Raw genomic sequence first — 21,437 nt, forward strand, 5'->3', positions numbered from 1 at the left:
AACGCCTCAGCGCCGATGATAGTGCGGGTTCCCGTGTGAAAGTAGGTCATCGTCAGGCTCTTACAGCCCAGAAAAGCCCAGCCCCTCAAAGGCTGGGCTTTTTTGCGTTTGCGACATAGACAGCCAGTGCATTGCTGTTGATCGCTGCGGTTGCGCTGTCGTTCGCGAAGCACTTGGCTGCGACCTGGTCACGGCTTTTTGGCACCCGCCCGTCCAGCTCAGCGCCAGGCCGATCGACGGCGCCCCTGCAAACAGGGTTCACCGCGACAGCATCCCGAACCTCCCAAACCTCCCAAACCTCCCGTCCAGCTGCCAGGGCGGTAGGGGTTGCGCCGTCAGCTGGAAGGCCGTCCTTCGATCGGGATCCTCTGGCGATCAAAGAAGGTCTTGCGCCAAGTCAGGATCTGGATCGCGCCGAACACGCCGCCCGTGGTGAAGGGGTCTTCGCCGACGAAGCGCTCCGCGGCGGCGCGATCTTCGGTGTCGACGATGATCATGCCGCCGATGGACTTGCCGTCTTGATCGAGCAGGGCGCCGCCCGCCAGCATCTGGCCCTTGCGAGCCGAAAGGTAGGCGAGATGCTCCGATCTCAGCTTGGCCCGCAGGCGCTCGGAGTTCGGCTTGTCGTGCGCAAGGATGATGAAGGGCATGGCGGCCGGTGCGCTCTCTCAGGTGGTCGTGATGTCGGCCTTCTTGATGATCGTGCCCCAGGTGTCCATCTCGCGCGTGATGAAGGTCCGAAATTCCGCGGGCGTGCTGCCAACCGGCTCGGCGCCATTGGAGACCAGCGCCTCGCGCGTGACGGGGATCTGCAGCGCCTTGCGTACTTCGGCGCCGAGTTGCTCCACGATCGAAGCGTCGGTGCCCGCGGGCGCGAGCAGGCCGGTCCAGGCGCTCACGTCGAAGGGCTTGCCCGTGATTTCAGCGACCGTGGCCACGTCGGGCAGCGATGGCGAGCGCCGCTGCGTCGACGTCGCAAGGGCACGCAGCTTGCCCGACTTGACCAGCGGCGCGGCCGCGACCACGTTGGCAAACATCAGGTCGACATGGTTGCCCATGACATCGGAGAGCGCCGGGCCGGTTCCCTTGTAAGGCGCGTGCGTCATCGAGATGCCTGACTCCAATGCCAGCAGTTCCATCGCCAGGTGATCGGCCGTGCCGCTGCCGGTGGAGGCAAAAGCCAGCCGCTTGGTCTTCGCCAGTGCGATCACGTCGGCCAGCGACCGAACCGGCGACACCGCAGAGGTGACCATGATGAACGGCGACTGCACCGCCAGGCTGATCGGGGCGAAGGCCTTGAGCGTGTCGAACGGCAGCGCCTTCATCAGCCACGGATTGGTCACGTGCGGCACGCTGGCCACCAGCAGGGTGTAGCCATCGGGCTGGGATTTGGCCACGTACTCGGAGCCGATCACGGTGCTCGCGCCGGGCTTGTTCTCGACGAAGAAGGTTTGACCGAAGGCCTCCGAAAGACCGGTGGCGAGCGCTCGCGCGACCACGTCCGTGCCTCCGCCGGCGGTGAACGGCACGACCACCCTCACCGGTCGGACCGGGTAGCGTGCCGCAGCGCGCGAAGGCAGCACGACACCCGACAGGCATCCGCCTGCCAGCAAACTCACCAGCTCGCGACGATTCATGCTGATCTCCTCGGTGGCTGCTCTCGACAGCCTGTGTGGTTGGGCGCCCCTCTAGGCGTTGAAGTGGAGTCGCTGGCCGCCGTGCGGCCAGGGCAGGGAGACCAGTTGCCCGCTGCCGGACAAGGTGACGAACGCGGTCTTGAGTTCGGGCCCGCCGAAACAGATGTTGGTCACGTACGTGTCCGGGAACGCGACCTGGGACCGCAGTTCTCCGCTCGTCGCGATGACCGAGATCGCCCCTGTGATCAGCGTCGCCACGCAGATCTGTCCCTTGGCGTCGAGCGCCAGGCTGTCGAAGCGCTGGAAGCCTGGCAGCCCGCACACCAGGCGCCCTCCGTGCGGCGAAGGAAAGGGCTGCTTTCGGATGCTTCCCGCTTCGACGAGGTCGAACGCCCACAGGCGGGCGGTCTCCGTTTCAGCCACATAGACCGTCATGCCATCGGGCGAGAGGCCGACGCCATTGGGGGCCAGCAAGGGATAGGCGACCTCGACGATGCGGGAACCATCGGGCAGCGCGTAATAGAGGCCACCGTGGTCCCGCGACCGTGCGTGCTTCTTGCCGAAATCGGTGAAGTAGAAGCCGCCGTGCGCATCGAACACGAGGTCGTTGGGCGACGATAGCCGATGGCCATCGCAATGGGTGTAGAGCACATCGCCTCGGCCGCTCGCGAGATCGAACTTCCGGATGCTGCCGCCGTCGTAGCCGGGTGCCGGACCGATCGAGGTGAAGCGCCCCGGCCTGTAGGCACTGCCGCCGTTGTCGCAGACATACAGAGCCCCATCGGGTCCGATGGCAGCCCCGTTCGGCCCGCCGCCGCACTCCGAGATCAGCTCGATACGACCCTCTGGCGTGACGCGGATGATCCTGCCTGCGCGCAGTTCGACGAGCACCACCGAGCCATCGTGCAAGGCGACGGGACCCTCAGGAAACTGCAGACCCTCGGCAAGGATTTTCATGAGCTTCGTGCGACCTGTCCCGACGCCGCGCGTCGGAAGAAGGCTTCTGTCTCCAATGAACTTGGAGCCGACGATATCGAAGTGTCCGCCGAGTCTCAATCACAATTAAGTCATGCGAGAAATGAGCAAAGCTCATCCATGCGGGTCCTCGGCCAACCCGGCCTCGGCGGCGATCCACGCTTCGAAGTCGCTCACGCGCTTCGGAACCGGCCGGTCGGCACGCCAGGCCATGAAATAGCCGCCCTCGGTGTCCACGCGCAGATCGAAAGGCGCCACCAGTCGGCCGCTCGCGAGGTCGTCCTGCACGAAGGCGAGCAGCGCCACCATGACGCCCAGCTGCTCGGCCGCCGCCTGGTAGGCCATGGCCGCGTTCTCGAACTTCAGGCCGCGATTCCCGTCGATGCCGTGCGTCCCCGCGGCAGCCAGCCAGGTCGGCCAGTCCTGCGGCCGGTTGAGAGAACACAGCAGCGCATGGTGCGCGAGGTCGGCGGGCTCGCGCAGCGGCGGGCCGCGCAGCAGCAGGCCCGGCGCGCAGACCGGCAGCAAGGTCTCCCGGAACAGGAGCCGGAAGCCCGCGCCGGTCGGCGGACGCGGCTCGGAATGGATGCTGACGTCCACGTCGTCGCGGTCGAAGTCGGCCGGCTTGTGCGAGGTAGTGACCTGCACATCGATCTGGGGATAGCGCGCGTGGAAGCGCGCCAGGCGCGGGATCAGCCAGCGAATCGCGAACGTCGGCGGCACCTTGATGCGCAGCAGCGATTCGTCCGGGCTCTGTAGCAACTGCCGCGTGCCGTGCTCGATCTGGTCCAGCGCGACGCGCGTGCTCGCGAAGTAGCTCTGGCCCGCGGGCGTGAGCCGGATGCCATGCCGTCCGCGCTCGAACAGCGCGACCTTCAACCAGCCCTCCAGCGTGGCGATGTGACGACTCACGGCGCCCTGCGTGACGCAGAGCTCCTGCGCAGCGCGCGTGAAGTTTCCGCAGCGCGCCGCAGCCTCGAAAGCACGCAAGGCGTTGAGCGGAGGCAGGCGGCGCGTCATAGGGGTTGAATTTTACTCATGCCTGGCATGCCTTAATTGTGTTTGCCGCACCCACTCTCCGTGCATAGGATTGCAGCCAGCTACCGACAACCGGAGACAAACATGATGAAGAAACTGCATGCCTGGCTGCTCGCCTCCAGCCTGCTCGGAGCGCACGCCGCAGCGCCGGCGCAGGACGCGGCAGCGTCCTATCCGAACCAGCCCATCAAGCTGATGGTCCCTTGGCCGGCGGGGGGCGGGGTGGACACCACGGCACGGATCGTGTCGGATCTCCTGAGTCATCGTCTCGGCCAGCCCTTCGTGATCGACAACCGGGGCGGCGCCGGCGGCAACATCGGCACCGAGCTGGCGGCACGCCAGAAGCCGGATGGCTACAACCTGCTGATGTCTTCGATCAGTCCCAACGCGGTCAACATCAGCCTCTACGGCAAACTGGGGTTCGACCCGGTCAAGGACTTCGAGCCGATCATCTACGTTTCGGCTGTCCCCAACATCCTCGTGGTGCCTGCGAGTTCGCCGTTCAAGACCGTCAAGGACGTGATCGACGCGGCGCGGGCCAATCCGGGCAAACTCAACTATGCATCCGGCGGCGTCGGCTCCTCGCAGCATCTGGCGGCGGTGCAGTTCGCGCAAGCTGCCAAGCTCGACATCGTTCACGTGCCCTACAAAGGGACCGCGCCGGCGGAGGCCGACGTGGCAGCGGGTCACGTTTCGCTGATGCTGGACACCACGACCTGCCTGCCTTTCATCGCCGGCGGCAAGATGCGCGCGCTGGCGGTGGCTTCCAAGACGCGCAACCCAGCGCTGCCCGATGTGCCCACCTTCGACGAAGTGGGACTGCCCGGCGTGTACGCCTCATCGTGGTACGGACTGTCGGCGCCCGCCGGCACGCCGCGCGCAATCATCGACAAGCTCAATGCCGAGGCCAACGCGGTGCTGAAGTCGCCCGAACTGCAAAAGCGCATGCTCGCGTTCGGTGCCGAAGTCGGCGGCGGCACGCCCGAGGACTTCGGCCGCTTCATGGCCAGCGAAACCAAGCGCTATGCCGAGATCGTCCGCATCTCCGGCGCCAAGCTCGACTGAACTCTCTTGACCCGGATCCTCACTTCCATGTCACCCGATTCCGCTGCACGCACGCTGTTCGACAAGATCTGGGAGCCGCACGTCGTCATGCAGCGCGACGACGGACAGAGCCTGCTGTATGTCGATCGCCACCTCGTGCAGGACGGCTCTGCACCTGCCTTCGAGATGCTGCGCCAGCGCGGCCTGAGCGTGCGCCGGGCGGACCTCGCCTTCGCCACGCCCGATCACTACGTGCCCACCGGCAGCCGTGTGCTGGCCGACGTCGCCGACGCGGAAAAGCGCGCCATGGCGCAAGCGCTGCAGGACGACAGCACGGCGGCGGGCATCCGCTTCTTCGGCATCGACGACGAGCGCCAGGGCATCGTGCATGTCGTCGGGCCGGAGCAGGGGCTCAGCCTGCCGGGTGCGGTGATCGTCTGCGGTGACAGCCACACCGCCACCCATGGGGCGCTGGGCGCACTGGCCTTCGGCATCGGTGCCTCCGAGGTCGCGCACGTGCTGGCCACGCAAACCATCTGGCAACGCAAGCCGCGCACGATGCGCATCGTGATCGATGGGCGGCTGGCCGAGGGCGTGTCGGCCAAGGACATCATCCTCGGCGTGATCGCGAAGCTCGGTGCCGCAGGCGGCACAGGCCATGTCCTCGAATACGCTGGCGAAGCGATCAGCAACCTCTCGATGGAGGGACGCATGACGGTGTGCAACATGTCCATCGAGGCGGGGGCACGTGCCGGCCTCGTGGCGCCCGACGACACCACCTTCCGATGGCTGGCAGGCCGTCCCCACGCGCCCAGCGGGCCGGAATGGGACACGGCGCTGTCGCGCTGGCAATCTCTGCGCACCGACGACGGCGCCGTGTTCGACAAGGAGGTCCGGCTGCATGCCGGCGAGATCGCGCCGATGGTCACCTGGGGCAACAGCCCCGAGGATGCGCTGCCGATCACGGGCCGCGTGCCCGACCCGGCGGATGCCTCGACCGGCGAGCGGCGCGATGCCTTGCAGCGCACGCTGGCCTACATGGGTCTCACGCCCGGTCAGTCGCTCACGGAGCTGCCGGTGGACCGCGTCTTTATCGGCTCCTGCACCAATGGCCGCATCGAGGACCTGCGCAGCGCTGCCGCCGTGGCGCGCGGGCGCCGCGTCGCCGATGGGGTGGAAGCCTGGGTGGTGCCCGGTTCGGGCCTCGTGAAACGCCAGGCCGAGGCCGAGGGTCTGGACGCCATCTTCCGCGCGGCCGGCTTCCAGTGGCGGCATGCGGGTTGCTCGATGTGCCTGGGCACCAATGGCGACCAGGTCGGGGCGGGCCAGCGCTGCGCCTCCACCTCGAACCGGAATTTCGTCGGCCGCCAGGGTCCGGGCTCGCGAACCCACCTGATGAGCCCCGCCATGGCCGCGGCCGCGGCCATCGCCGGGCGCCTCGCCGACGTGCGCGAACTGCCGCCCACACGCTGAAGACGAAGCCAACGGATCCGCCCACCCATGCAAGCCTTCAGACCACTCGAAGCCGTCGCGGCGCCGCTGGCCCAAGCGAATGTCGACACCGACCAGATCGTGCCCGCGCTCTACCTGCAGAAGCCGCGCTCGGAAAACTTCGGCAACTACCTGTTCCACGACGTGCGCCACGATGCGCACGGCGGTCGCCGGCCCGAATTTGTGCTCAATGCCGCCGTCTATGCAGAGGCGCGCATCCTGGTCGCAGGAAGCAATTTCGGCTGCGGCTCTTCGCGCGAACACGCGGTATGGGCGCTCCACGATGGCGGCTTCCGCGTGGTGATCGCGCCGAGCTTCGGCGACATCTTCTATTCCAACGCGCTGAAGAACGGCCTGCTGCCGGTGCGTCTGCCCGAGGCGTGGGTCGAGAGCATGCTGGCAACGCTCATGGCCGCGCCGGGCACCCGGCTGCGCGTGGACCTGGAAGCCCAGACTGTCACCGACCCGCAGGGCCGCGCCGAACCGTTCGTTATCGATCCGTTTGCTCGCCATTGCCTGCTCGCGGGCCTGGACGAGATCGACTACACGCTGACCCAGCACGCGCGCATCGAGGACTACGAGCGCCGCCATGCGCTGCGCTGACCCTGTCTCCCACTCATCCAGAAAGGTTCCCGAGATGAAGATTGCAGTGATGCCCGGCGACGGGATTGGCCGCGAGGTGACGCAGCAGGCCGTCAAGGTGCTCAAGGCGGTGGTGGGCCACGCCCAGCCGCTGGAGCTGGTGGAGGCCGCGATTGGCCAGGCCGGCATCGACGCCGCCGGTGATCCGCTTCCCGCCGCCACGAGCGAGATCGCACGCAAGGCCGACGCGATCCTGTTCGGCTCGGCCGGCATGCCGGGGGACGAGGCCGTTCCCTTCATGATGCGTCCCGGCGCCAGCCTGCTGCGCCTGCGCAAGGAACTCGGGCTGTTCGCCAATTTCCGGCCGGCCTTCCTGTTCCCTGAACTGCTCGGTGCCTCCACCCTCAAGCCGGAGGTGGTGGAGGGGCTGGACCTGATGATCCTGCGCGAGCTGACCGGCGACGTCTACTTCGGCGAGCCGCGCGGCTTCGGCGTCAATGCGAGCGGCGAGCGCGAGGCCTTCAACACCATGCGCTATGCCGAGTCGGAGGTCGAGCGCATCGCGCACGTTGCATTCCGAACGGCGCGCTCGCGGCAGCGCAGGCTGTGCTCGGTCGACAAGGCCAACGTGCTCGAGGTCATGCAACTCTGGCGCGAGGTGGTCACGCGCGTGGGCCGGGACTACCCGGATGTCGAACTCACGCACCTTTTCGTCGACGCGGCGGCCATGCAACTGATGCGAGCGCCCAAACAGTTCGACGTGATCGTCACCGGCAACATCTTCGGTGACATCCTGTCCGATGCAGCCGCCATGCTCACGGGCTCGATCGGCATGCTGCCTTCGGCATCGCTGGCGGCGGGCAGCTTCGGGCTCTACGAGCCAGTGCACGGCACGGCGCCCGACATCGCCGGCAAGAACCTGGCCAACCCGCTGGCGTCCATTCTCTCGATGGCGATGATGCTTCGCCTGTCGTTCAACCAGCCGGCCAACGCTGAGCGCGTCGAACGCGCCGTGCGCCGCGTGCTCGCCGATGGCCTGCGGACCGGAGACATCTTCCAGTCCGGAAGTACGCGCGTGGGAACCGAGGAAATGGGCGCAGCGGTGGTGGCGGCCCTGGACGCGCGCTAGGAAGGCCCTGAGCCTGTGGACTCGGGCCGACGGTACCGCAGTCAGTCGAGACAACGGCCCTCAGAGCGCCATCACGCGTGATGTGGGGCGGGGACGAAGTCCTGCTCCTGCTGCTCTTTTCGAGTCCAGAAGAGCTCGTGGAAGAAGAATGCGACGGTGTTCACGCACGGCTCGATGAGCGCTACCGCACCTGAAACGCGCCAGTCGCCTGTCAGCAAATACGTCACGGCGAACGCGACGCTGAAGTGCAGGGCAGCAAAGCTGATGGTCTTTTTGAGGTGGCGGTTCATGGCGACTCCTTGCATTCATTGTACCAACGAATGAGAGTCATTCGCATTGGCATGCGCTATCGAACCGATAGGGCAAGGGGGCTGCGGACCAAGTTCACGAACTCAACATTTGGGCCCAAGGTTCCGAACGAGCGGCCGGTCGGTACGGCCTGGTCGGAAAGCGGCCGCGCCCCCATTCATACTGTCGTTCGTTTCATCCTGAAAGGACGCCACATGAGCCGTTTCCGTTGCCCGAGGTTGAAGCTTGCCTGCACTACAGCTTTGATGCAGTTGCTTTGCGCATGCGCGGGTGCACCGGCCCCCGCGCCAGCGAGCCCGCCCGGCCTCGTTCATGACTCGCCCGACACAAGCAAAGGCTGCCAAGCTGACCGAGTGCCGGACGCAGCCCTTGTCGGGAAGACGGAAGCCGACGCTCTGGCCCTGCTCAAGGGTTGCCCTTGGCGCATCGGAGAACGGGACGGCCAGCAATTTCCCGGCACCATGGACTTCGAACCGACGCGGCGGACGTTGGGGATTGCCGCTGGCAAGGTGACTTGGGTTCGGCGCGGATAGTCCGGAGACGACCGCAGGATGCAAGCGCGAGCGGTGCGCAAACCGAGGTTGATAGCGTTGGCGGCGCCGTAGACCCGCAGGCGGGCATCAGCAGACGTTCGAAGCCCTGCCAGAATTCCGGCCTCAATTTCGCCTGGTTTCAGACCGCCACCCATGCGACGCGTGCTCTTCATCTGCAGTAGAAACAGGCTCCGCAGCCCGACCGCGGAGAACTTGTTCGCTGGCCCTGGTGTCGCGACGGATTCCGCTGGGCTCGCGCCCGACGCGGAATGCGTACTGAGCGCCGAGCAGCTCGAGTGGGCGGACCTGATATTCGTGATGGAGAAGCAACATCGGGTCAAGCTCAAGCAAGAATTCGCGTCGTCCTTGCAGGGCAAGAGAGTCGTGTGCCTTGATGTCCCTGACCGGTACCAGTTCATGCAGCCTGAACTCGTCGAGTTGCTGCGGCAGAAGGTCGGTCAATACCTGCGGTAGTCGGCCCCACACGTCCGTACAGGGAATTCTGTCGCGTACCGGCGGCATTCGGCCGCCGGAGCGAAACCGTTCATCGATGGCGCTGACACTGGCCGAGCGCCATCCACCATCAGCCGCGAGATCAAGCGAAATGCTGGTCCGGGATGCTATCGGGCGACCCAGGCCGACCAGGCAGCCTGGGATCGGGCTCATCGACCCAAGCCCTGCACGCTGCCTGAGAACCGGGACTTGGCGCGCATCGTCACGGAGCTCCGACTGCAATGGTGTGACGTCCGCTTCCCGGCGGCGTCGCGAACGTCGGCTTGTGGCAGCCGACAACGGCAGTTGGAATCTACCCCTGGTTGAGCGTCACAACTAATTCCTGCGCAGCCAGGCCAACGAATCGCCGACCGGGATTCGTTCCAGCAATCCAATCCTCGACGGGGAACAGGTCGAACAATCCGACCTCGATGAGCGTGGGTACCGAGAACTCGAGCTCCTTGTCGACCTCGCCTCTCTCACCACTGTAGCGAGCACAACCTGTGAAGAGGCTACCTTCTTCTTGAAGACCGGCCCGGGATCAACATGGATGGCAAGGGGACGGGGTGCCTTGTGAGCGACAGTGGTGTCACTGAACGAGGCAACGACGAACGCCATAGTCGCAACGGAAGCAGGCGTTCCCTGCAGAATGCCGAGCTTAGGCAGTCGGCCAGGGAACGGGCTTCCAGCTACAGGCGAGGATTGCACCACAAGGCAGACATAGGACGAATCCAACGTCACCTGGGGGAGTTGATGACCCGATCGAATCGTCTAGCACAGGTTTGTGTGTTGGGCAGTGCCGAGCCAGGCTCGCGCGCCTACGAATTGGCCGGTGAGGCCGGTGAACTTCTTGCCCGATTGGGCATTTCATTGATCAGCGGATGCGGCAGTCCGGCCACAAGGGTGGCGGCCGAGCGAGCCTTGGCTGCCGGTGGTTTGGTCATCAGCATCATTCCTAGCGGGGAGATGCCCGATCCGGACTGGCCGGCAACAGTCGTCATTCCCTCCGGCATGGGAGATGCGCGCAATCTCCTGATGGCGCTGGCCGGAGACGCCTGCATCGTGATCGGTGGCCGCGCCGGGACCATCTCGGAGGTCTGCCTGGCCTGGTTGCACAAGCGCCCGTTGCTACCTCTGGTGGGCTGTGGGGGTTGGTCCGAGGGCCTTCCCGACAATCCCCCTGACGAGCGGCAGAACTCGCCGATCTTGGCGTGGAGTTCTGCCGCTGATCTGCAGGCCCAGTTGCGATCCCTCGGGCTTGCACCTCCGGTGGTTGGGACGTAGCCCCATTGGTCGGGGGCGCACGAGCGATGGCTCGGCAAGATCGGCAGCGGCCGCTATGTCGGGCGCGGCGTATCGGGTTGGTTGGCAGCCGGACACTGCCGATCCGCACGGAGAACATGGACGGGCGTTGCGGCCACGCTCCGTGCGATCGCACGGATCGAACGCCGTCTTCTGCGCGCAATGCCGCGGCCTATGCGAAAACCGGATCGGCGAGGAATGCTGCAGGCGACCACCACGGCAGTGCGCGAGCAAGGTTGCGCTTTGGTGTTCGACTCGTTCGGCGAAGTCGGCGTGGCCGGCTTTGGAATCGCTTTCCGGATGGGCGAGCACGGCATGGGCGCGATCAGCATTGCCACGCTGACCGCGCGCTTTGCAAGATGCGCCAGATGTTCGAAACCGAACTGCGCGGCCTGGGTCTTGGCGCCTGACCCACGGCGCCGCCGAAGTCTCAGCCGGCGCGCAACGGACGGTAGAAGGCGCGGATCTCCGCCGCCAGTGCGTCCGGCTCTTCCATCGCCGCGAAATGGCCGCCGGCCGGCATCACGCTCCAGCGGCGGATGTCGGTGAAGGTGCGCGCGGCGAGCGAGCGCGGCGGCCGAACGATCTCCTTGGGGAATTCGCAATAGCCCATCGGCACGTTGACGGTTTCGCCGTCCGGAATCGGCCACGGCCCGTGCTGCCGCGCGTAGTACGGCCAGAACGATGACCCGATGGCGCCCGTGAACCAGTACAGCGAGACGTTGGCAAGAATCTCGTCCTTCGAGAATGCGGATTCGATGTCGCCATTGCAGTCAGACCAGGCGCGCATCTTCTCGACGATCCATGCGGCGAGCCCCACGGGTGAATCGGTCAATGCGAAGGCCAGCGTCTGGGGCCGGGTGCCTTGTTGGGTGCTGTAGCCGGTCTCCTCGCTGAGCCAGCGCTTGAGATCGATCCGATACTGACGCTCGGCGGCGTCGTCGCCTGTCAACGCCGCGGGATCGCGCCGCAGCGGCAGCAGATTCAGGTGCACACCGATCGTTTTTTCCGGATGCACCAGCCCCAACCGTGCCGACACCGATGCCCCCCAGTCCCCGCCCTGCGTGGCGAAGCGACGATAGCCGAGGGTCTCGCTCATCAGCGTCGCGAAAACGTCGGCGATCTGCTCGACCGAGAAGCGCGGCTGTCCGGGTGCGAAAGACAGGCCGTAGCCGGGCAGGCTGGGGGCCACGACCGTGAAGGCATCGGCCGGGTCGCCGCCGAAGCGCGCCGGGTCCGTCAGGTGCGGGATCATTTCCATGAACTCGAACACCGAGCCCGGCCAGCCGTGCGACAACAAGAGAGGCATCGGACGCGGGCCGACGCCTTGCACATGCAGATAACGCAGGTCGATGCCCGCCAGCGGCACGCTGAACAGTGGCCAGGCGTTCAGCCGCGCCTCCTGTGCACGCCAGTCGAATTCGTGAAGCCAGTAGGCGGTGAGCCCGCGCATCCACGCAAGGTCTGTCCCGTAGGCCCAGGGTTCGCCCGGCGCCTGGTCGGGCAGACGCGTGCGCGCCAGCCGCTCGCGAAGGTCAGCGATCGCGGATTCCGGTATGTGCAGGTGGAAGGGGGTGGGGGTCATGGCATCTCCGCGTTTGCTCTTGCCGTGGACAATCTTCCGGATCCGGGCCGCGTGCGGCCGCCAAGTTCGGCAATGCCCAGTATGTGAACTCCGGAGATTCCCTGGCAAGTCTGCGCTTCGCGGTGTTGCCGAGCATGCTCGTTTCCAGTTGTTGTCAAACCGGTGCTCCAGCGAGGCAAAGTAGGTCTGAGCGGTCGAATCCCAGCGCGCCCAATCGGCCGCGGTGGACTTCGAGCGCTCTCAGTTGGAGCGAAACCCCTCGCTGTACCAGACGGGCAGGCCGCCCCACATGGGGCCTCACTCATCCACACTTCCTGGGCCAGGTTTCAAAAAACTTGCCCTTGAGCTCCAGCCCTTGCTGCACCAGGTGGGTTGGCGCACAGGGCAAAGCGAATTCTGGTCTCTTGTCGTGATGGCTTCAAACACCTCGGCGCTCTCCCAGTAGGTCTCGGGAGCGGGCGGTGCCCATTTGTCAGAGGTTGTTTACGGAATCCAGCCTGCGTGGGCGGCTCGCGGGCGTCGAATCCGATCCTCTTGCCGGGTCCTCCGCTCCGTAGGCCAAGGGAAGGGCGGGCCCCTGAGGGACATTAAGCGAAGCCAGGAGGAACCGAACGATGAGCACGGTCCGGGACTCGCCCGGATCAGGAGGTCCAAGATCATGCTTTCGCGAGCCCCCGAACATCGTCAAAGTATGGTTTCCGCAACCCCCAGGAGATTCGACATGTTCAAACGCATTCTTGTGGCTACCGATGGTTCCACGCTTTCCGAACAGGCCGTTGCCAAGGCTATCGACCTGAGTTTGCTGACCGATGCGGAACTGCATGCGATCACTGTGGCACATCTAGAACCACACAGCTATTTCGAAGGTTCGTCCGTGCTGAGCCAGCGGCAAGTCGAGGAGTCGCATCAGCGGTCAGTCGCGGCGGCGCAGGCTTTGGTCGATGCAGTCAAGGGTATCGCGCTCGCAAAGGGCGTTCGGCGTGCGGAGGCCGTTGTCGCGAAGTCGAACCACGTGGCTGAATCGATCGTCGACTTCGCGAAGACTCACGACTGTGACCTGATCGTCATGGCGTCTCACGGGCGCCGGGGACTCACGCGACTGCTGATGGGCAGTGAGACCCTGCACGTCCTGACCCATTCGCACACGCCTGTTCTGGTGCTACGTTAGTGGTAGCAGGAGCCCGGCCGCTTTTCGGTTCGGCATCCCAGCGTGTGTTGATAGGGATCGGCACACGCGTGCCTGCACCGGATCCTTGCATAGTCCTCAAATCGGCAGACCGATGAAGGCGACCCTCCGCCGTGGGAACGAGTTGCGATGACAGCTACGCTGACGTTAGGAGACCCCGTTGCATCAAGGTCGCGGTGGACTGCTCAGCCACCGGCGTTGAGCACGCCTTCGAAGAACACCCGTGCCGACTGCATGCAATAGGCCGGCACGAGTTGCCCGTGGTACGCGAGGGCCACGGACTGGTCCTTGTCGGCGTCGGTTCCGGGCGAGGCTGCCCGCTCTTGCGCTTTGGCCTGCGCAAAACCCGCGCGCGCTGTGGCGTACGCATCGTTGACACCCATCGATTCCAGGTCCACCACGGTGAGCGACGACGCGGCCATGCCGCGCGCGCGGAAGTAGCCGGCCGTCGCCAGGCTGCTGTTGAAGTTGACCGTCGGGTCATTGGCACCGCCGCACATCAGCACGGGCCGCGTCGGCAGCCAGTTGCGCAGGTCGTTGGCCACGGCCGCCTTGCGCACGCCGGTGGTAGGTGTGCAGTCGAGCGGCGAAGTGGTGTTGAGCGAGGCCGCCGTCGCGGGCAGCGCATTGCCAGGGCAGGGGCGAGCCTTGACGTCGTCAGACCAGGTCGTCAGGTAGCTCTGGCGCACCAGGTGGTCTGCGCCGTAGTTGATGGCCACGCTGGCGTTCACGGGACCGGGTGTGGCATTCGCCGGAAAGAACGCGTACTTGGGCAGCTTGCCTGAGGAGATTAACTCGTCGCTCGACAGATAGCTCGGCAGCAGCGTGTCGATGCCCGAGGCGTACTTGTCTTCGTAGATGTCGCTCGGGGTCGCGTAGACGCTGCCGAACTGCTTCTGCCAACTGGTCGTGATCATCGGGAAGAACACGGTGCTGCCGAGCTCCGGCAAGCCGGCCGCGGAGTAGTCGATCAGCAGGCTGATTGCCGACGGCGCGGACAGCGGGGCCGAGGCCGTCACCGGCATCCCTGTCGCCTGCATCTCGCGATGCGCCGCCAGCGCCGCGTAGCCGCCTTCCGAATATCCGGTGACCAGCAACGTGCCACCATCCGTTGCCGAGATCGCGGCCAAGGTCGAGCGCGCAGCCCTCAACGCGTCGATCATCTCCTTGCCCTGCTGGTCGGCATTCAGGAAGGGGTGATACGGCAGCGGCGACTTGTCGTAGCCCGCGTAGTTGGGTGCCACCACGATGTAGCCCTGCGCCGCGAACATGGCCGCCACCACCACGCCTTCCGCCGCGGCCGGCTGGTTGGTGTTGGTCAGGTTGGAGATGTCGTAGTTGCGCTCGGTGGCCGTGCCGTGACCGTACAGCACCATGGGGCGCGGTCCGTTGCATGCCGGGTCGGTGCCGGCGGGAAGCATGATCGCGGCGCTGGCGGGGACCGACTCGCCTTGCGCGCCGACGGTCTGGTACTGCAGGTAGCGCACGTCGATGCCGCACTTGGGCACGCCCGCCGCGTTCAGAAGGGTCTTGCCGGTCGAATCGACGTCGAGCACGGTCTTGAATTCATCCACCGACCAGCGGACGACGCGCTCCGGGGCGGCCGTGAGCGCGGTGCCACGAGGCGGCGTCGTGACCGAGCCCGCAATGGCCGTGGCCAACGCGTTGCCGCCGCCGCTTCCGCCGCCGCAAGCCGAGAGCATCAATACGCCTGCAACGGCAAGAGTGGAGGCAAGGAAGTCGACGGTTCGGTTCATGGGCTACGGGTCTCCAGCAAAAAGGGTTGAATCGCGCGAGGATGCCCGCAACCACCCTTGCTGCCGTGCCAGCGACAGCCGACTTCGCGTGAAGCGTCGGGCCTACAGATGCCCAGGTTTTCCCGAGCAAGGGCTGGACGTTTCCAAACGCCCGCAACGAGCCAAAAGCGCAACGGGGTCTGCATCGATGTTCCGCGCGCAGTGCTGTTTACGGGATCAGACGCTCAGCGGCGACATGGGCCGAGGCAACCGCCATCGCTGGCGAGGCCATGGCGATGCAGTGGCGATCGGCGCGGGACCTACTTCGTAGCCGAGGCCGGTACGGGGGTGACCTTTTCGCGGATCAACCCTCCGCCCATCACGCTCCCGCCGGTAGTGCTGCCCGCACCGCCCCGCACGCGCGCTTCGCAATCGGCCTGGTCCGCGGCCGGTTGCTCCTTGCAGCGTGCCATTGCGTTGGCGTCGTAGTCCGCTGCCGGCGCGCTGGTGAGGCCGCCGCGGGCCGCCTCTTGTCGCGCGGCGCCGGCCTCGCGCAGGCATGCCGCCTTGTCCTGCTGCACGCCGTCGCACGTTGCGCGTTCGCGCTGTGCGCGGGCGTCGGCGCCGGATGTCGCCGACTGAGCCAAGGCCGGGCCGGCCAGGAGCATGGAGATCAGACAGAGGTTGGCGGCGGCGATTCTGTTGTTCATTGGTTCTTCCTTGTTCGATCAGACACCGCCAATGTGGCCGCAAGACCGCGCAGGGTCTGTCGGCCGAGACGCTTTCCGTCCCGTTCGCGCTCCGAAGGTAGAAAGCCAGCGATCCGGCAAGCGCCAGCAGCCAGCCGCGCACGAGCGGTCTAGCCACAGCATCGTCCGCCGGCGCAGCAACCTCACGGCGTAGCCCAGCATCACCGCAAAGTCCAGGGCCGCGAACGCAAGGCCGATCGCGACGTGCCGCGGCCATTGCGGCGCCGGTCGCATCGATGATGCGGCAGCAAGGCCGAACAGAACAGATAGCGCGGGCGGCGTGCTCATGGGCCGACTGGCCAACCGCGCCGCGTCCGCGACCCAACCCGTCACCTCACGGACCGGTGTGGCGAAATCTATGGAGGCGTGATGCGTCCCGGCGCTGCGAAACCGGTGCTTCTCCCAGCCACTTCTGCCGATGGGCGCGCTCACGCCGGTCCCTGCGCCACTGCTTCTTCCCCAGTTGAACCCACCTATGCCGATGGACGCGCCAGCGAAGCCGCCGCCGCCCACGACGCTCGGCATGAGCGCCACGACCACGACCGTTCGGGCGCCTGCGCTCGCGGCGTCGGCCTAAGCCTTCAGCAGTGCTGAGCGGAGCGCGCTCAGAGCGCCGCCGCGATGGCACGCGCGAGGAAATCGTAAACCGCGCGAATGCGGCGGTTGCTGCGGATCTCGCGATGCACCACCAGCCATACCGGCAGCGCCGGGATGTCGAGCATCGGCAGCAGCGGCTCGACCTCCGGATCCGTGCGCAGCATGTAGTTGGCGACGAAGCCGATCCCGAGCCCGGCACGCACGGCCTGCCAGTAGGCGTTGAGATCGTCGCTGCGAAAGGCGAACTGCTCGCGCGCGAAGGGAAGGCCCATCGCCTCGAAGCCGCGCAGGATGCTCTCGTCACGATCCAATCCCACGAGCTCGTGCCCCGCGAGGTCGCCGGGCTGGCGCGGAATGCCGCGCCGCCGCACATAGTCGCGGTGCGCGCAGGCGCTGAAGCTCACCTTGCCCACCCGCTTGATCACCAGCGAAGCCTGATCCGGCTGCACCATGCGCACGGCGATGTCGGATTCGCGGCGCAGCAGGTTCGTCACGCTGTTGCTGGACACCAGCTCGATCTGCACGGTCGGCAGCGCCTGGCGCATTCGCGCGATCAGCGGCGGCATCAGGTTCACCGCAACAGGCTCGCTCGCGCTGATTCGAACGGTGCCCGAGGCGAGCGCGTCTGCGCCTGAGACTTGGCGGGTCAGCGCGTTGGCCGCGGCTTCCATGGCACGCGCGTTGCCGGCCAACTGCAGCGCCATCGGCATGGGCAATAGCCCGCGGCCGGTGCGTTCGAAGAGCACCGTGCCGAGCTGCGATTCGAGCTCGGCGATATGGCGGCCCACCGTTGGCTGGCTCGAGCCAAGCGCACGGGCCGCGCCGAGCAAGCTACCGCATTCGAGCGCTGCGAGGAACGAGCGCACCAGGCGCCAGTCGAAATCCGGGTGCATTGACGAAACGGTGCTATTCAAAAATGCATAGCTGTTATGAAGACTCAGGCAATTGTGATGAGCGGCCGCGCTTCTGACAATGGGCATCACCCGCAACCTTCTAGCCCCGAGGAGCCTTCCATGATCCAGCGCCGCACGTTCGTTCGTCTACTCGGCGGTGGTATGGTCACCGCCACCGGTGCCGGCTCGCTGGCCCTGTGGTCGCTGTCCCCAGAGTTCCCCGCCGAGGCGGTCGAGATCTGGCGCGGCCCCGGCAGCGAACCCGACGTGCGAAAGCGCGCAATCGCGTATGCGGCGACTGCGCCCAACCCGCACAATCGCCAACCCTGGATGGTCGATCTCCGCACGCCCGACACGATCACGCTCTATTGCGACGTCGAGCGTCTGCTTCCGCAAACCGATCCTTTCGGCCGCCAGATCCTGATCGGTCACGGCGCCTTTCTCGAGCTGATGGTAATGGCACTGGCCGAGCAGAACGTCCGGGCGGAGGTCACGCTCTGGCCCGAGGGCGAGCTGCCGCGCACGCTCGCGCAATGGTCGCGCCGGCCGATCGCGCGACTCAGGCTCATGCCCGGTGCGCAACCGGACCCGCTGTTCGCGCAGGTGCTGTCGCGACATACGCCGAAGATGCGCTTTGACATCACGCGTCCCGTCACGGCGCAGACGCTTCAGCAGGTGGTCGCCGCAGGCGCCGCAGTCGACGTGACCAGCCGCGGAACAGTCGACATGGCGCTCGTGCAGCCCCTTCGTAAGCTGTGCCTGGACGCGGCTCGCGTCGAGCTGCTGACGCCCGCGACAGTCATGGAAAGCCTTCGCCTCATGCGCGTGGGGCCTGACGAGATCCTGAAGTACCGGGACGGCATCTCAATCAACAGTCGCGCGGCGCGCGTCTTCTCTGCATTGGGGCAGTTCGACCGCGGCCGGCCGCCCGCCGCTGACAGCCCGGCCTTCAAGCAGGCGTTGCAGATGTTCGACGACTACAGCAGTACGGCCATGGGCTTCGTCTGGCTGGGGACTGCGCGCAACGGGCGCACTGACCAAGTCCAGGCGGGGCGCGCCTATGTGCGCCAGCAGCTGCAGGCCACCGCGCTCGGGCTCGGCGTGCATCCGATGAGCCAGGCGCTGCAGGAATTTCCGGAAATGGCGGTGCCCTACGCGGCGGCTCATCGCTCGCTGCTGGATGTAGCGGCACCGCGCGGCGCTGAGGACCCGACACTTCAGATGATGTGCCGAATCGGCTATCCGGTCGCGTCGGTCCAGGCAACGCCACGCCGCCCGCTCGTGCAGTTCATCATCGGCAGCGCCGCGGCCTGATCAGGCGGGCCGGCGCTCCGCTTGAGACCCATGGCTGCAGGCGCGTAGCCTGCGCCCGGCGATTCCGCGTCACTCACCCGGCAGCCGGCCGTGCCAGGTCCGGGGTCGACATAGCCGGGCTGGGTCAGCGCCTTGTTGACGTTGATCGATCTGCTGTTGACAGGTCAGTGCGAGGTTGCCGCAGACTAGATGCGGCTGCATCCTTGGGATGCCGCAAGGGAGAAGGATTCATTGACCGCAATGAAGAGGGTCGGACAGCCGGGCTCCCGCACAGGGTATCGGTGCGCAAGATCCTGGCGGATTCGGCGTGGCCTACGATTCCACCCGCCGCGCGGTTCCTGCCTGACAACACGCTTTTTGAGAACCTACATTGAACCGCGAAAGCGGAGTATCAGAGATCCACTGCAGCGGTGGCCCCTTGCTGCGCCTTCCAGGCGCCGAGCAGCAGCACACCCCCGGAATTTCCAACCGACAGTTGCGCATCCGGGGACACCCATGCCCGGCTGGCCCCTCGTTCGAACGCTGGGGCCCCGTACTTCTGCGTGAGGGCACTCTGGACATGCACCCAATCGCCTGGGTCCTTCATGTCGATCCAGACGCTCACGAGCTTGCCGTTCTCGACTCGAAGGAAGGTCGCCTGAATCGGCCGAGAGGCCAGCTTGCCTCCATGCTGTATGCATGAGAAGCCAGCATCGTTGCGGTACTTCTGCCATTGAACAGGGCAGACGGCCATAGCCTGGCCGGGCGTGAACCCTTTCAGCGAGTACGGCTCGGCGGGAGCAGAGGTGTCTGCTAGGGAGGAGGCGAAAGCGACGGCTGCGCCCAGCAAGCCTGCGCCGAGCACGCCCCACCTGCAGCGAGGCAGTGCGAGGGACGACGAGGTGCGGAGACGGGGCTTCATGGGCCGGGATGGTAGGGCAGCAACAGCGCACCAGCAACAAAAGCTCCGGAAGATGGTAATAGTACCGGCCGGCCCTGCCCGCCGCCCCGCCCAAGGCGCCTACGAGACAGCCCGACGCCGGGCCGCCTGGGTCGATGGCAGCTTGGATACGCGACTCGGGTATGACACAGACCGCGTCGCCTTGGAAGGCCTACCGCCAGACGAAGCCCTGCATGCAGGTGTTCGGACCGTAGGGCCCGGATCCCGCAATACAAGCCTCGCGCGCGCATCTATCGGCATCCGAAAGAAGACTTTTATAGCGAAAGTCAAAAGGGTCGTGAAATACGCACGCGCGTCTCATTGCTAGTCCAAAAGTTGTCAATAGAATCGCGCCGCTTCCAACTCAGACAACCAAAGTATTCATGAGGCAACAACAATTGATCAGAACGCTCGTTGCTACTGCCGCCGTTCTGGCCCTCTCAGCCTGCGGAGGTGGCGGAGGCGGTGGATTCGCCGGCGTCCCTACCGGCTCCGCACCGGCCAACGCCCAGGCCCCTTCTTCCCCCTCGGGCCCGTCCGGATCTGAAGTCCCGACGCTCCCGACCTCAAGCAAGCTCAGCGGCCTGGCAGCCACCGGTGCGCCGGTGGCCAATGGAGACGTATCGGTGCGCTGCGCAACCGGCGCCGTGGCGACCACCACCAGCGATGCGAGCGGTGCGTGGTCGGCGACCATCACCGACCAGACGTTCCCGTGCCTGGTCACGGTCAGCGGCGGCAGCGTTCCCGCGGGACAGGGGCTTTACTCGCTGGCGCTGGACGCCACCCACCTCAATGTGACCCCGCTGACGGGCCTTGTGCTGGCGAGTGCACTCGATGCCGCGCCGTCAGCGATCAACGCAAGCAGTCTGAGTTCGTCGGTATCGACGGCACTCGCGCAAGGTCTGGCCAAGGTCAACGCCATCTTGACGGCATCGGGCTACAGGCCGACGAATGGCAATCCACTCACGGGCCCGTTCCAGGCGAACGCCGGCGACGAGCATGACGACTTGATCTCCACCCTTATGCGCTCGCTCGCAGATGAAAACATCGGCTATGACGCACTGCTCACGTCAATCGCGACCGCGGGCAATGGCAGCGTGCCCATTCCACTGACCCACGTCTACAAGGCGGCAGAGCTGACCCAGGCGGCCATGCCGCAACTGAACAACGCGAGCATTGCAGTAAGCAATGGCGTGCTGTCGATGGTGCTCGGCGGCTCAGGGGCCGCATCCAATGTCGGGGCCTACGTCGGGCCGGGGACAGGGAACAAGGCCATCCTTCAACTGCCAGGCCTGAACGGCGTGAAGCTGAGCACCTTCAAGGACATGACCCTGGACGTGAAGGGCGAGAGCAACTACTACAACGGCTCGGGACTTCCCAACCTCTACACCTACGTGAACTTCGTGGTCGATCTCCAATGCACAGGACAGCCTCTTGCAGCGGGCACGACGATCGATCAGGCGCGCGCCCAGCGACGGATCGTGATCTTTGATCCGTTCTACAAGTTTATCCAGCGGGACAACTCGATCTCGGCCACCGACTTCTTCAGTGCCAAGTTCGATTTCGGGACTGGCGGGTGGCGCGCTTCGGCCGGAACGTCGCTGGGCAGCGGCGTGTTCGTGCCCAACCTTCAGCCCCAGGGCTACAACGGAAGCGAGACGCTGCAGACCTTCGACTTCCAGACTTACCCCAACGCGTGCATCGTGGACGGCACCTCGGCCGATGGTGGCCTGTACCGCGACACCACCGACCCGCAGTGCGTGACCTCGGGTGGCTTGACCGGCAACATGCCAGCCAGTTGCGGGAAGGCCCACAGTGGCGCACTGGTCGTCCTGGGCGGCAGCACCATCCTGACGGTGAGCGATTGGAAGGTGAAGAAGGTTCGCTTCAACGGCACGAACGTGCGCAACTTCGTTTTCCAATAGG

At 65.8% G+C, this 21,437-nt stretch carries 19 protein-coding genes and 2 pseudogenes; 11 read left to right on the forward strand and 10 right to left on the reverse strand.

The features are described 5' to 3' along the window. Positions 1-335 precede the first annotated feature (335 nt). The 4 genes from QTI04_RS15090 to gcvA form a co-directional block, all read right to left on the reverse strand. Positions 336-650 (reverse strand): YciI family protein, encoded by a 315-nt coding sequence (locus tag QTI04_RS15090; RefSeq protein WP_286616318.1) that lies wholly within the window; start codon positions 648-650, stop codon positions 336-338. A gap of 18 nt (positions 651-668) precedes the next feature. Continuing rightward, complete coding sequence (locus tag QTI04_RS15095) at positions 669-1,637, reverse strand: tripartite tricarboxylate transporter substrate binding protein (protein ID WP_286616319.1); 969 nt, start codon at positions 1,635-1,637, stop codon at positions 669-671. Positions 1,638-1,688: 51 nt separating this feature from the next. Continuing rightward, the gene (locus QTI04_RS15100) at positions 1,689-2,594 is read right to left on the reverse strand and encodes an SMP-30/gluconolactonase/LRE family protein (RefSeq protein WP_286616320.1); all 906 of its coding nucleotides are present in this window, start codon (positions 2,592-2,594) and stop codon (positions 1,689-1,691) included. Between the two features lie 132 nt (positions 2,595-2,726). After that, a complete protein-coding gene (gene gcvA / locus QTI04_RS15105) occupies positions 2,727-3,632 on the reverse strand; it encodes a transcriptional regulator GcvA (RefSeq protein WP_286605833.1) in 906 nt (301 codons plus the stop codon). 102 nt (positions 3,633-3,734) lie between these two features. Between gcvA and QTI04_RS15110 the strand changes: the two genes are divergently transcribed. Genes QTI04_RS15110 through leuB form a run of 4 tightly spaced genes read left to right on the forward strand, consistent with a single transcriptional unit; the run spans position 3,735 to position 7,896 of the window. Next, complete coding sequence (locus tag QTI04_RS15110) at positions 3,735-4,715, forward strand: tripartite tricarboxylate transporter substrate binding protein (RefSeq protein ID WP_286616321.1); 981 nt, start codon at positions 3,735-3,737, stop codon at positions 4,713-4,715. A gap of 27 nt (positions 4,716-4,742) precedes the next feature. Beyond that, a complete protein-coding gene (gene leuC, locus QTI04_RS15115; protein WP_286616322.1) occupies positions 4,743-6,167 on the forward strand; it encodes a 3-isopropylmalate dehydratase large subunit in 1,425 nt (474 codons plus the stop codon). Positions 6,168-6,194: 27 nt separating this feature from the next. Then, a complete protein-coding gene (gene leuD / locus QTI04_RS15120) occupies positions 6,195-6,788 on the forward strand; it encodes a 3-isopropylmalate dehydratase small subunit (RefSeq protein WP_286616323.1) in 594 nt (197 codons plus the stop codon). 34 nt (positions 6,789-6,822) lie between these two features. Next, positions 6,823-7,896, forward strand: a complete 1,074-nt coding sequence (gene leuB, locus QTI04_RS15125) for a 3-isopropylmalate dehydrogenase (RefSeq protein WP_286616324.1) — start codon at positions 6,823-6,825, stop codon at positions 7,894-7,896. A 71-nt stretch (positions 7,897-7,967) separates the two neighbouring features. On the opposite strand, the gene QTI04_RS15130 is transcribed toward leuB, so the two are convergent. Beyond that, entirely contained in the window at positions 7,968-8,186 is a 219-nt protein-coding gene (locus QTI04_RS15130) for a DUF2061 domain-containing protein (protein WP_286605825.1), read from the reverse strand. A gap of 264 nt (positions 8,187-8,450) precedes the next feature. Between QTI04_RS15130 and QTI04_RS15135 the strand changes: the two genes are divergently transcribed. From QTI04_RS15135 to QTI04_RS15150, 4 genes and pseudogenes are all read left to right on the forward strand, one after another. Then, entirely contained in the window at positions 8,451-8,738 is a 288-nt protein-coding gene (locus QTI04_RS15135; RefSeq protein ID WP_286616609.1) for a hypothetical protein, read from the forward strand. Positions 8,739-8,891: 153 nt separating this feature from the next. Continuing rightward, positions 8,892-9,212 carry a low molecular weight protein tyrosine phosphatase family protein gene (locus QTI04_RS15140; RefSeq protein WP_286616325.1) on the forward strand — a complete coding sequence of 107 codons (321 nt, stop codon included), beginning with the start codon at positions 8,892-8,894 and terminating at the stop codon, positions 9,210-9,212. A 1-nt stretch (position 9,213) separates the two neighbouring features. Then, positions 9,214-9,476: pseudogene (locus QTI04_RS15145) on the forward strand (IS30 family transposase); the annotation flags it as partial. A 507-nt stretch (positions 9,477-9,983) separates the two neighbouring features. Further along, positions 9,984-10,514, forward strand: a complete 531-nt coding sequence (locus QTI04_RS15150) for a Rossmann fold nucleotide-binding protein (RefSeq protein ID WP_286616326.1) — start codon at positions 9,984-9,986, stop codon at positions 10,512-10,514. A 448-nt stretch (positions 10,515-10,962) separates the two neighbouring features. On the opposite strand, the gene QTI04_RS15155 is transcribed toward QTI04_RS15150, so the two are convergent. Then, entirely contained in the window at positions 10,963-12,117 is a 1,155-nt protein-coding gene (locus tag QTI04_RS15155) for an epoxide hydrolase family protein (protein ID WP_286616327.1), read from the reverse strand. 721 nt (positions 12,118-12,838) lie between these two features. Here QTI04_RS15155 and QTI04_RS15160 point away from each other — a divergent pair. Continuing rightward, a complete protein-coding gene (locus QTI04_RS15160; protein ID WP_286616328.1) occupies positions 12,839-13,285 on the forward strand; it encodes a universal stress protein in 447 nt (148 codons plus the stop codon). Positions 13,286-13,488: 203 nt separating this feature from the next. On the opposite strand, the gene QTI04_RS15165 is transcribed toward QTI04_RS15160, so the two are convergent. The 3 genes and pseudogenes from QTI04_RS15165 to QTI04_RS15175 all read right to left on the reverse strand — a co-directional run bounded on the left by QTI04_RS15165 (position 13,489) and on the right by QTI04_RS15175 (position 17,278). Beyond that, on the reverse strand, positions 13,489-15,060 hold the full coding sequence (locus QTI04_RS15165) for a S9 family peptidase (protein ID WP_286616329.1): 1,572 nt from the start codon (positions 15,058-15,060) through the stop codon (positions 13,489-13,491). 227 nt (positions 15,061-15,287) lie between these two features. Continuing rightward, a pseudogene (locus tag QTI04_RS15170) lies at positions 15,288-15,707 on the reverse strand (hypothetical protein); the annotation flags it as partial. A 686-nt stretch (positions 15,708-16,393) separates the two neighbouring features. Then, a complete protein-coding gene (locus QTI04_RS15175) occupies positions 16,394-17,278 on the reverse strand; it encodes a LysR family transcriptional regulator (RefSeq protein ID WP_286616330.1) in 885 nt (294 codons plus the stop codon). Between the two features lie 57 nt (positions 17,279-17,335). On the opposite strand from QTI04_RS15175, the gene QTI04_RS15180 reads away from it, so the two are divergent. Beyond that, on the forward strand, positions 17,336-18,592 hold the full coding sequence (locus tag QTI04_RS15180) for a twin-arginine translocation pathway signal protein (RefSeq protein ID WP_286616331.1): 1,257 nt from the start codon (positions 17,336-17,338) through the stop codon (positions 18,590-18,592). A gap of 391 nt (positions 18,593-18,983) precedes the next feature. Here QTI04_RS15180 and QTI04_RS15185 read toward each other — a convergent pair whose 3' ends face one another. Then, on the reverse strand, positions 18,984-19,493 hold the full coding sequence (locus QTI04_RS15185) for a hypothetical protein (protein ID WP_286616332.1): 510 nt from the start codon (positions 19,491-19,493) through the stop codon (positions 18,984-18,986). A 644-nt stretch (positions 19,494-20,137) separates the two neighbouring features. Here QTI04_RS15185 and QTI04_RS15190 point away from each other — a divergent pair. Then, the gene (locus QTI04_RS15190) at positions 20,138-21,436 is read left to right on the forward strand and encodes a hypothetical protein (protein ID WP_286616333.1); all 1,299 of its coding nucleotides are present in this window, start codon (positions 20,138-20,140) and stop codon (positions 21,434-21,436) included. The last annotated feature ends 1 nt before the right edge of the window (position 21,437 follow it).

It is taken from the genome of Variovorax sp. J22R115, assembly GCF_030317005.1.
GTDB lineage: Bacteria > Pseudomonadota > Gammaproteobacteria > Burkholderiales > Burkholderiaceae_C > Variovorax.

Excerpts from the sequence above, each read along its gene's own strand:
- QTI04_RS15090 (WP_286616318.1), bottom strand. The coding sequence starts at position 650 with ATGCCCTTCATCATCCTTGCGCACGACAAGCCGAACTCCGAGCGCCTG.
- QTI04_RS15095 (WP_286616319.1), bottom strand. The coding sequence starts at position 1,637 with ATGAATCGTCGCGAGCTGGTGAGTTTGCTGGCAGGCGGATGCCTGTCG.
- QTI04_RS15100 (WP_286616320.1), bottom strand. The coding sequence starts at position 2,594 with ATGAAAATCCTTGCCGAGGGTCTGCAGTTTCCTGAGGGTCCCGTCGCC.
- gcvA (WP_286605833.1), bottom strand. The coding sequence starts at position 3,632 with ATGACGCGCCGCCTGCCTCCGCTCAACGCCTTGCGTGCTTTCGAGGCT.
- QTI04_RS15110 (WP_286616321.1), top strand. The coding sequence starts at position 3,735 with ATGATGAAGAAACTGCATGCCTGGCTGCTCGCCTCCAGCCTGCTCGGA.
- leuC (WP_286616322.1), top strand. The coding sequence starts at position 4,743 with ATGTCACCCGATTCCGCTGCACGCACGCTGTTCGACAAGATCTGGGAG.
- leuD (WP_286616323.1), top strand. The coding sequence starts at position 6,195 with ATGCAAGCCTTCAGACCACTCGAAGCCGTCGCGGCGCCGCTGGCCCAA.
- leuB (WP_286616324.1), top strand. The coding sequence starts at position 6,823 with ATGAAGATTGCAGTGATGCCCGGCGACGGGATTGGCCGCGAGGTGACG.
- QTI04_RS15130 (WP_286605825.1), bottom strand. The coding sequence starts at position 8,186 with ATGAACCGCCACCTCAAAAAGACCATCAGCTTTGCTGCCCTGCACTTC.
- QTI04_RS15135 (WP_286616609.1), top strand. The coding sequence starts at position 8,451 with ATGCAGTTGCTTTGCGCATGCGCGGGTGCACCGGCCCCCGCGCCAGCG.
- QTI04_RS15140 (WP_286616325.1), top strand. The coding sequence starts at position 8,892 with ATGCGACGCGTGCTCTTCATCTGCAGTAGAAACAGGCTCCGCAGCCCG.
- QTI04_RS15150 (WP_286616326.1), top strand. The coding sequence starts at position 9,984 with ATGACCCGATCGAATCGTCTAGCACAGGTTTGTGTGTTGGGCAGTGCC.
- QTI04_RS15155 (WP_286616327.1), bottom strand. The coding sequence starts at position 12,117 with ATGACCCCCACCCCCTTCCACCTGCACATACCGGAATCCGCGATCGCT.
- QTI04_RS15160 (WP_286616328.1), top strand. The coding sequence starts at position 12,839 with ATGTTCAAACGCATTCTTGTGGCTACCGATGGTTCCACGCTTTCCGAA.
- QTI04_RS15165 (WP_286616329.1), bottom strand. The coding sequence starts at position 15,060 with ATGAACCGAACCGTCGACTTCCTTGCCTCCACTCTTGCCGTTGCAGGC.
- QTI04_RS15175 (WP_286616330.1), bottom strand. The coding sequence starts at position 17,278 with ATGCACCCGGATTTCGACTGGCGCCTGGTGCGCTCGTTCCTCGCAGCG.
- QTI04_RS15180 (WP_286616331.1), top strand. The coding sequence starts at position 17,336 with ATGAGCGGCCGCGCTTCTGACAATGGGCATCACCCGCAACCTTCTAGC.
- QTI04_RS15185 (WP_286616332.1), bottom strand. The coding sequence starts at position 19,493 with ATGAAGCCCCGTCTCCGCACCTCGTCGTCCCTCGCACTGCCTCGCTGC.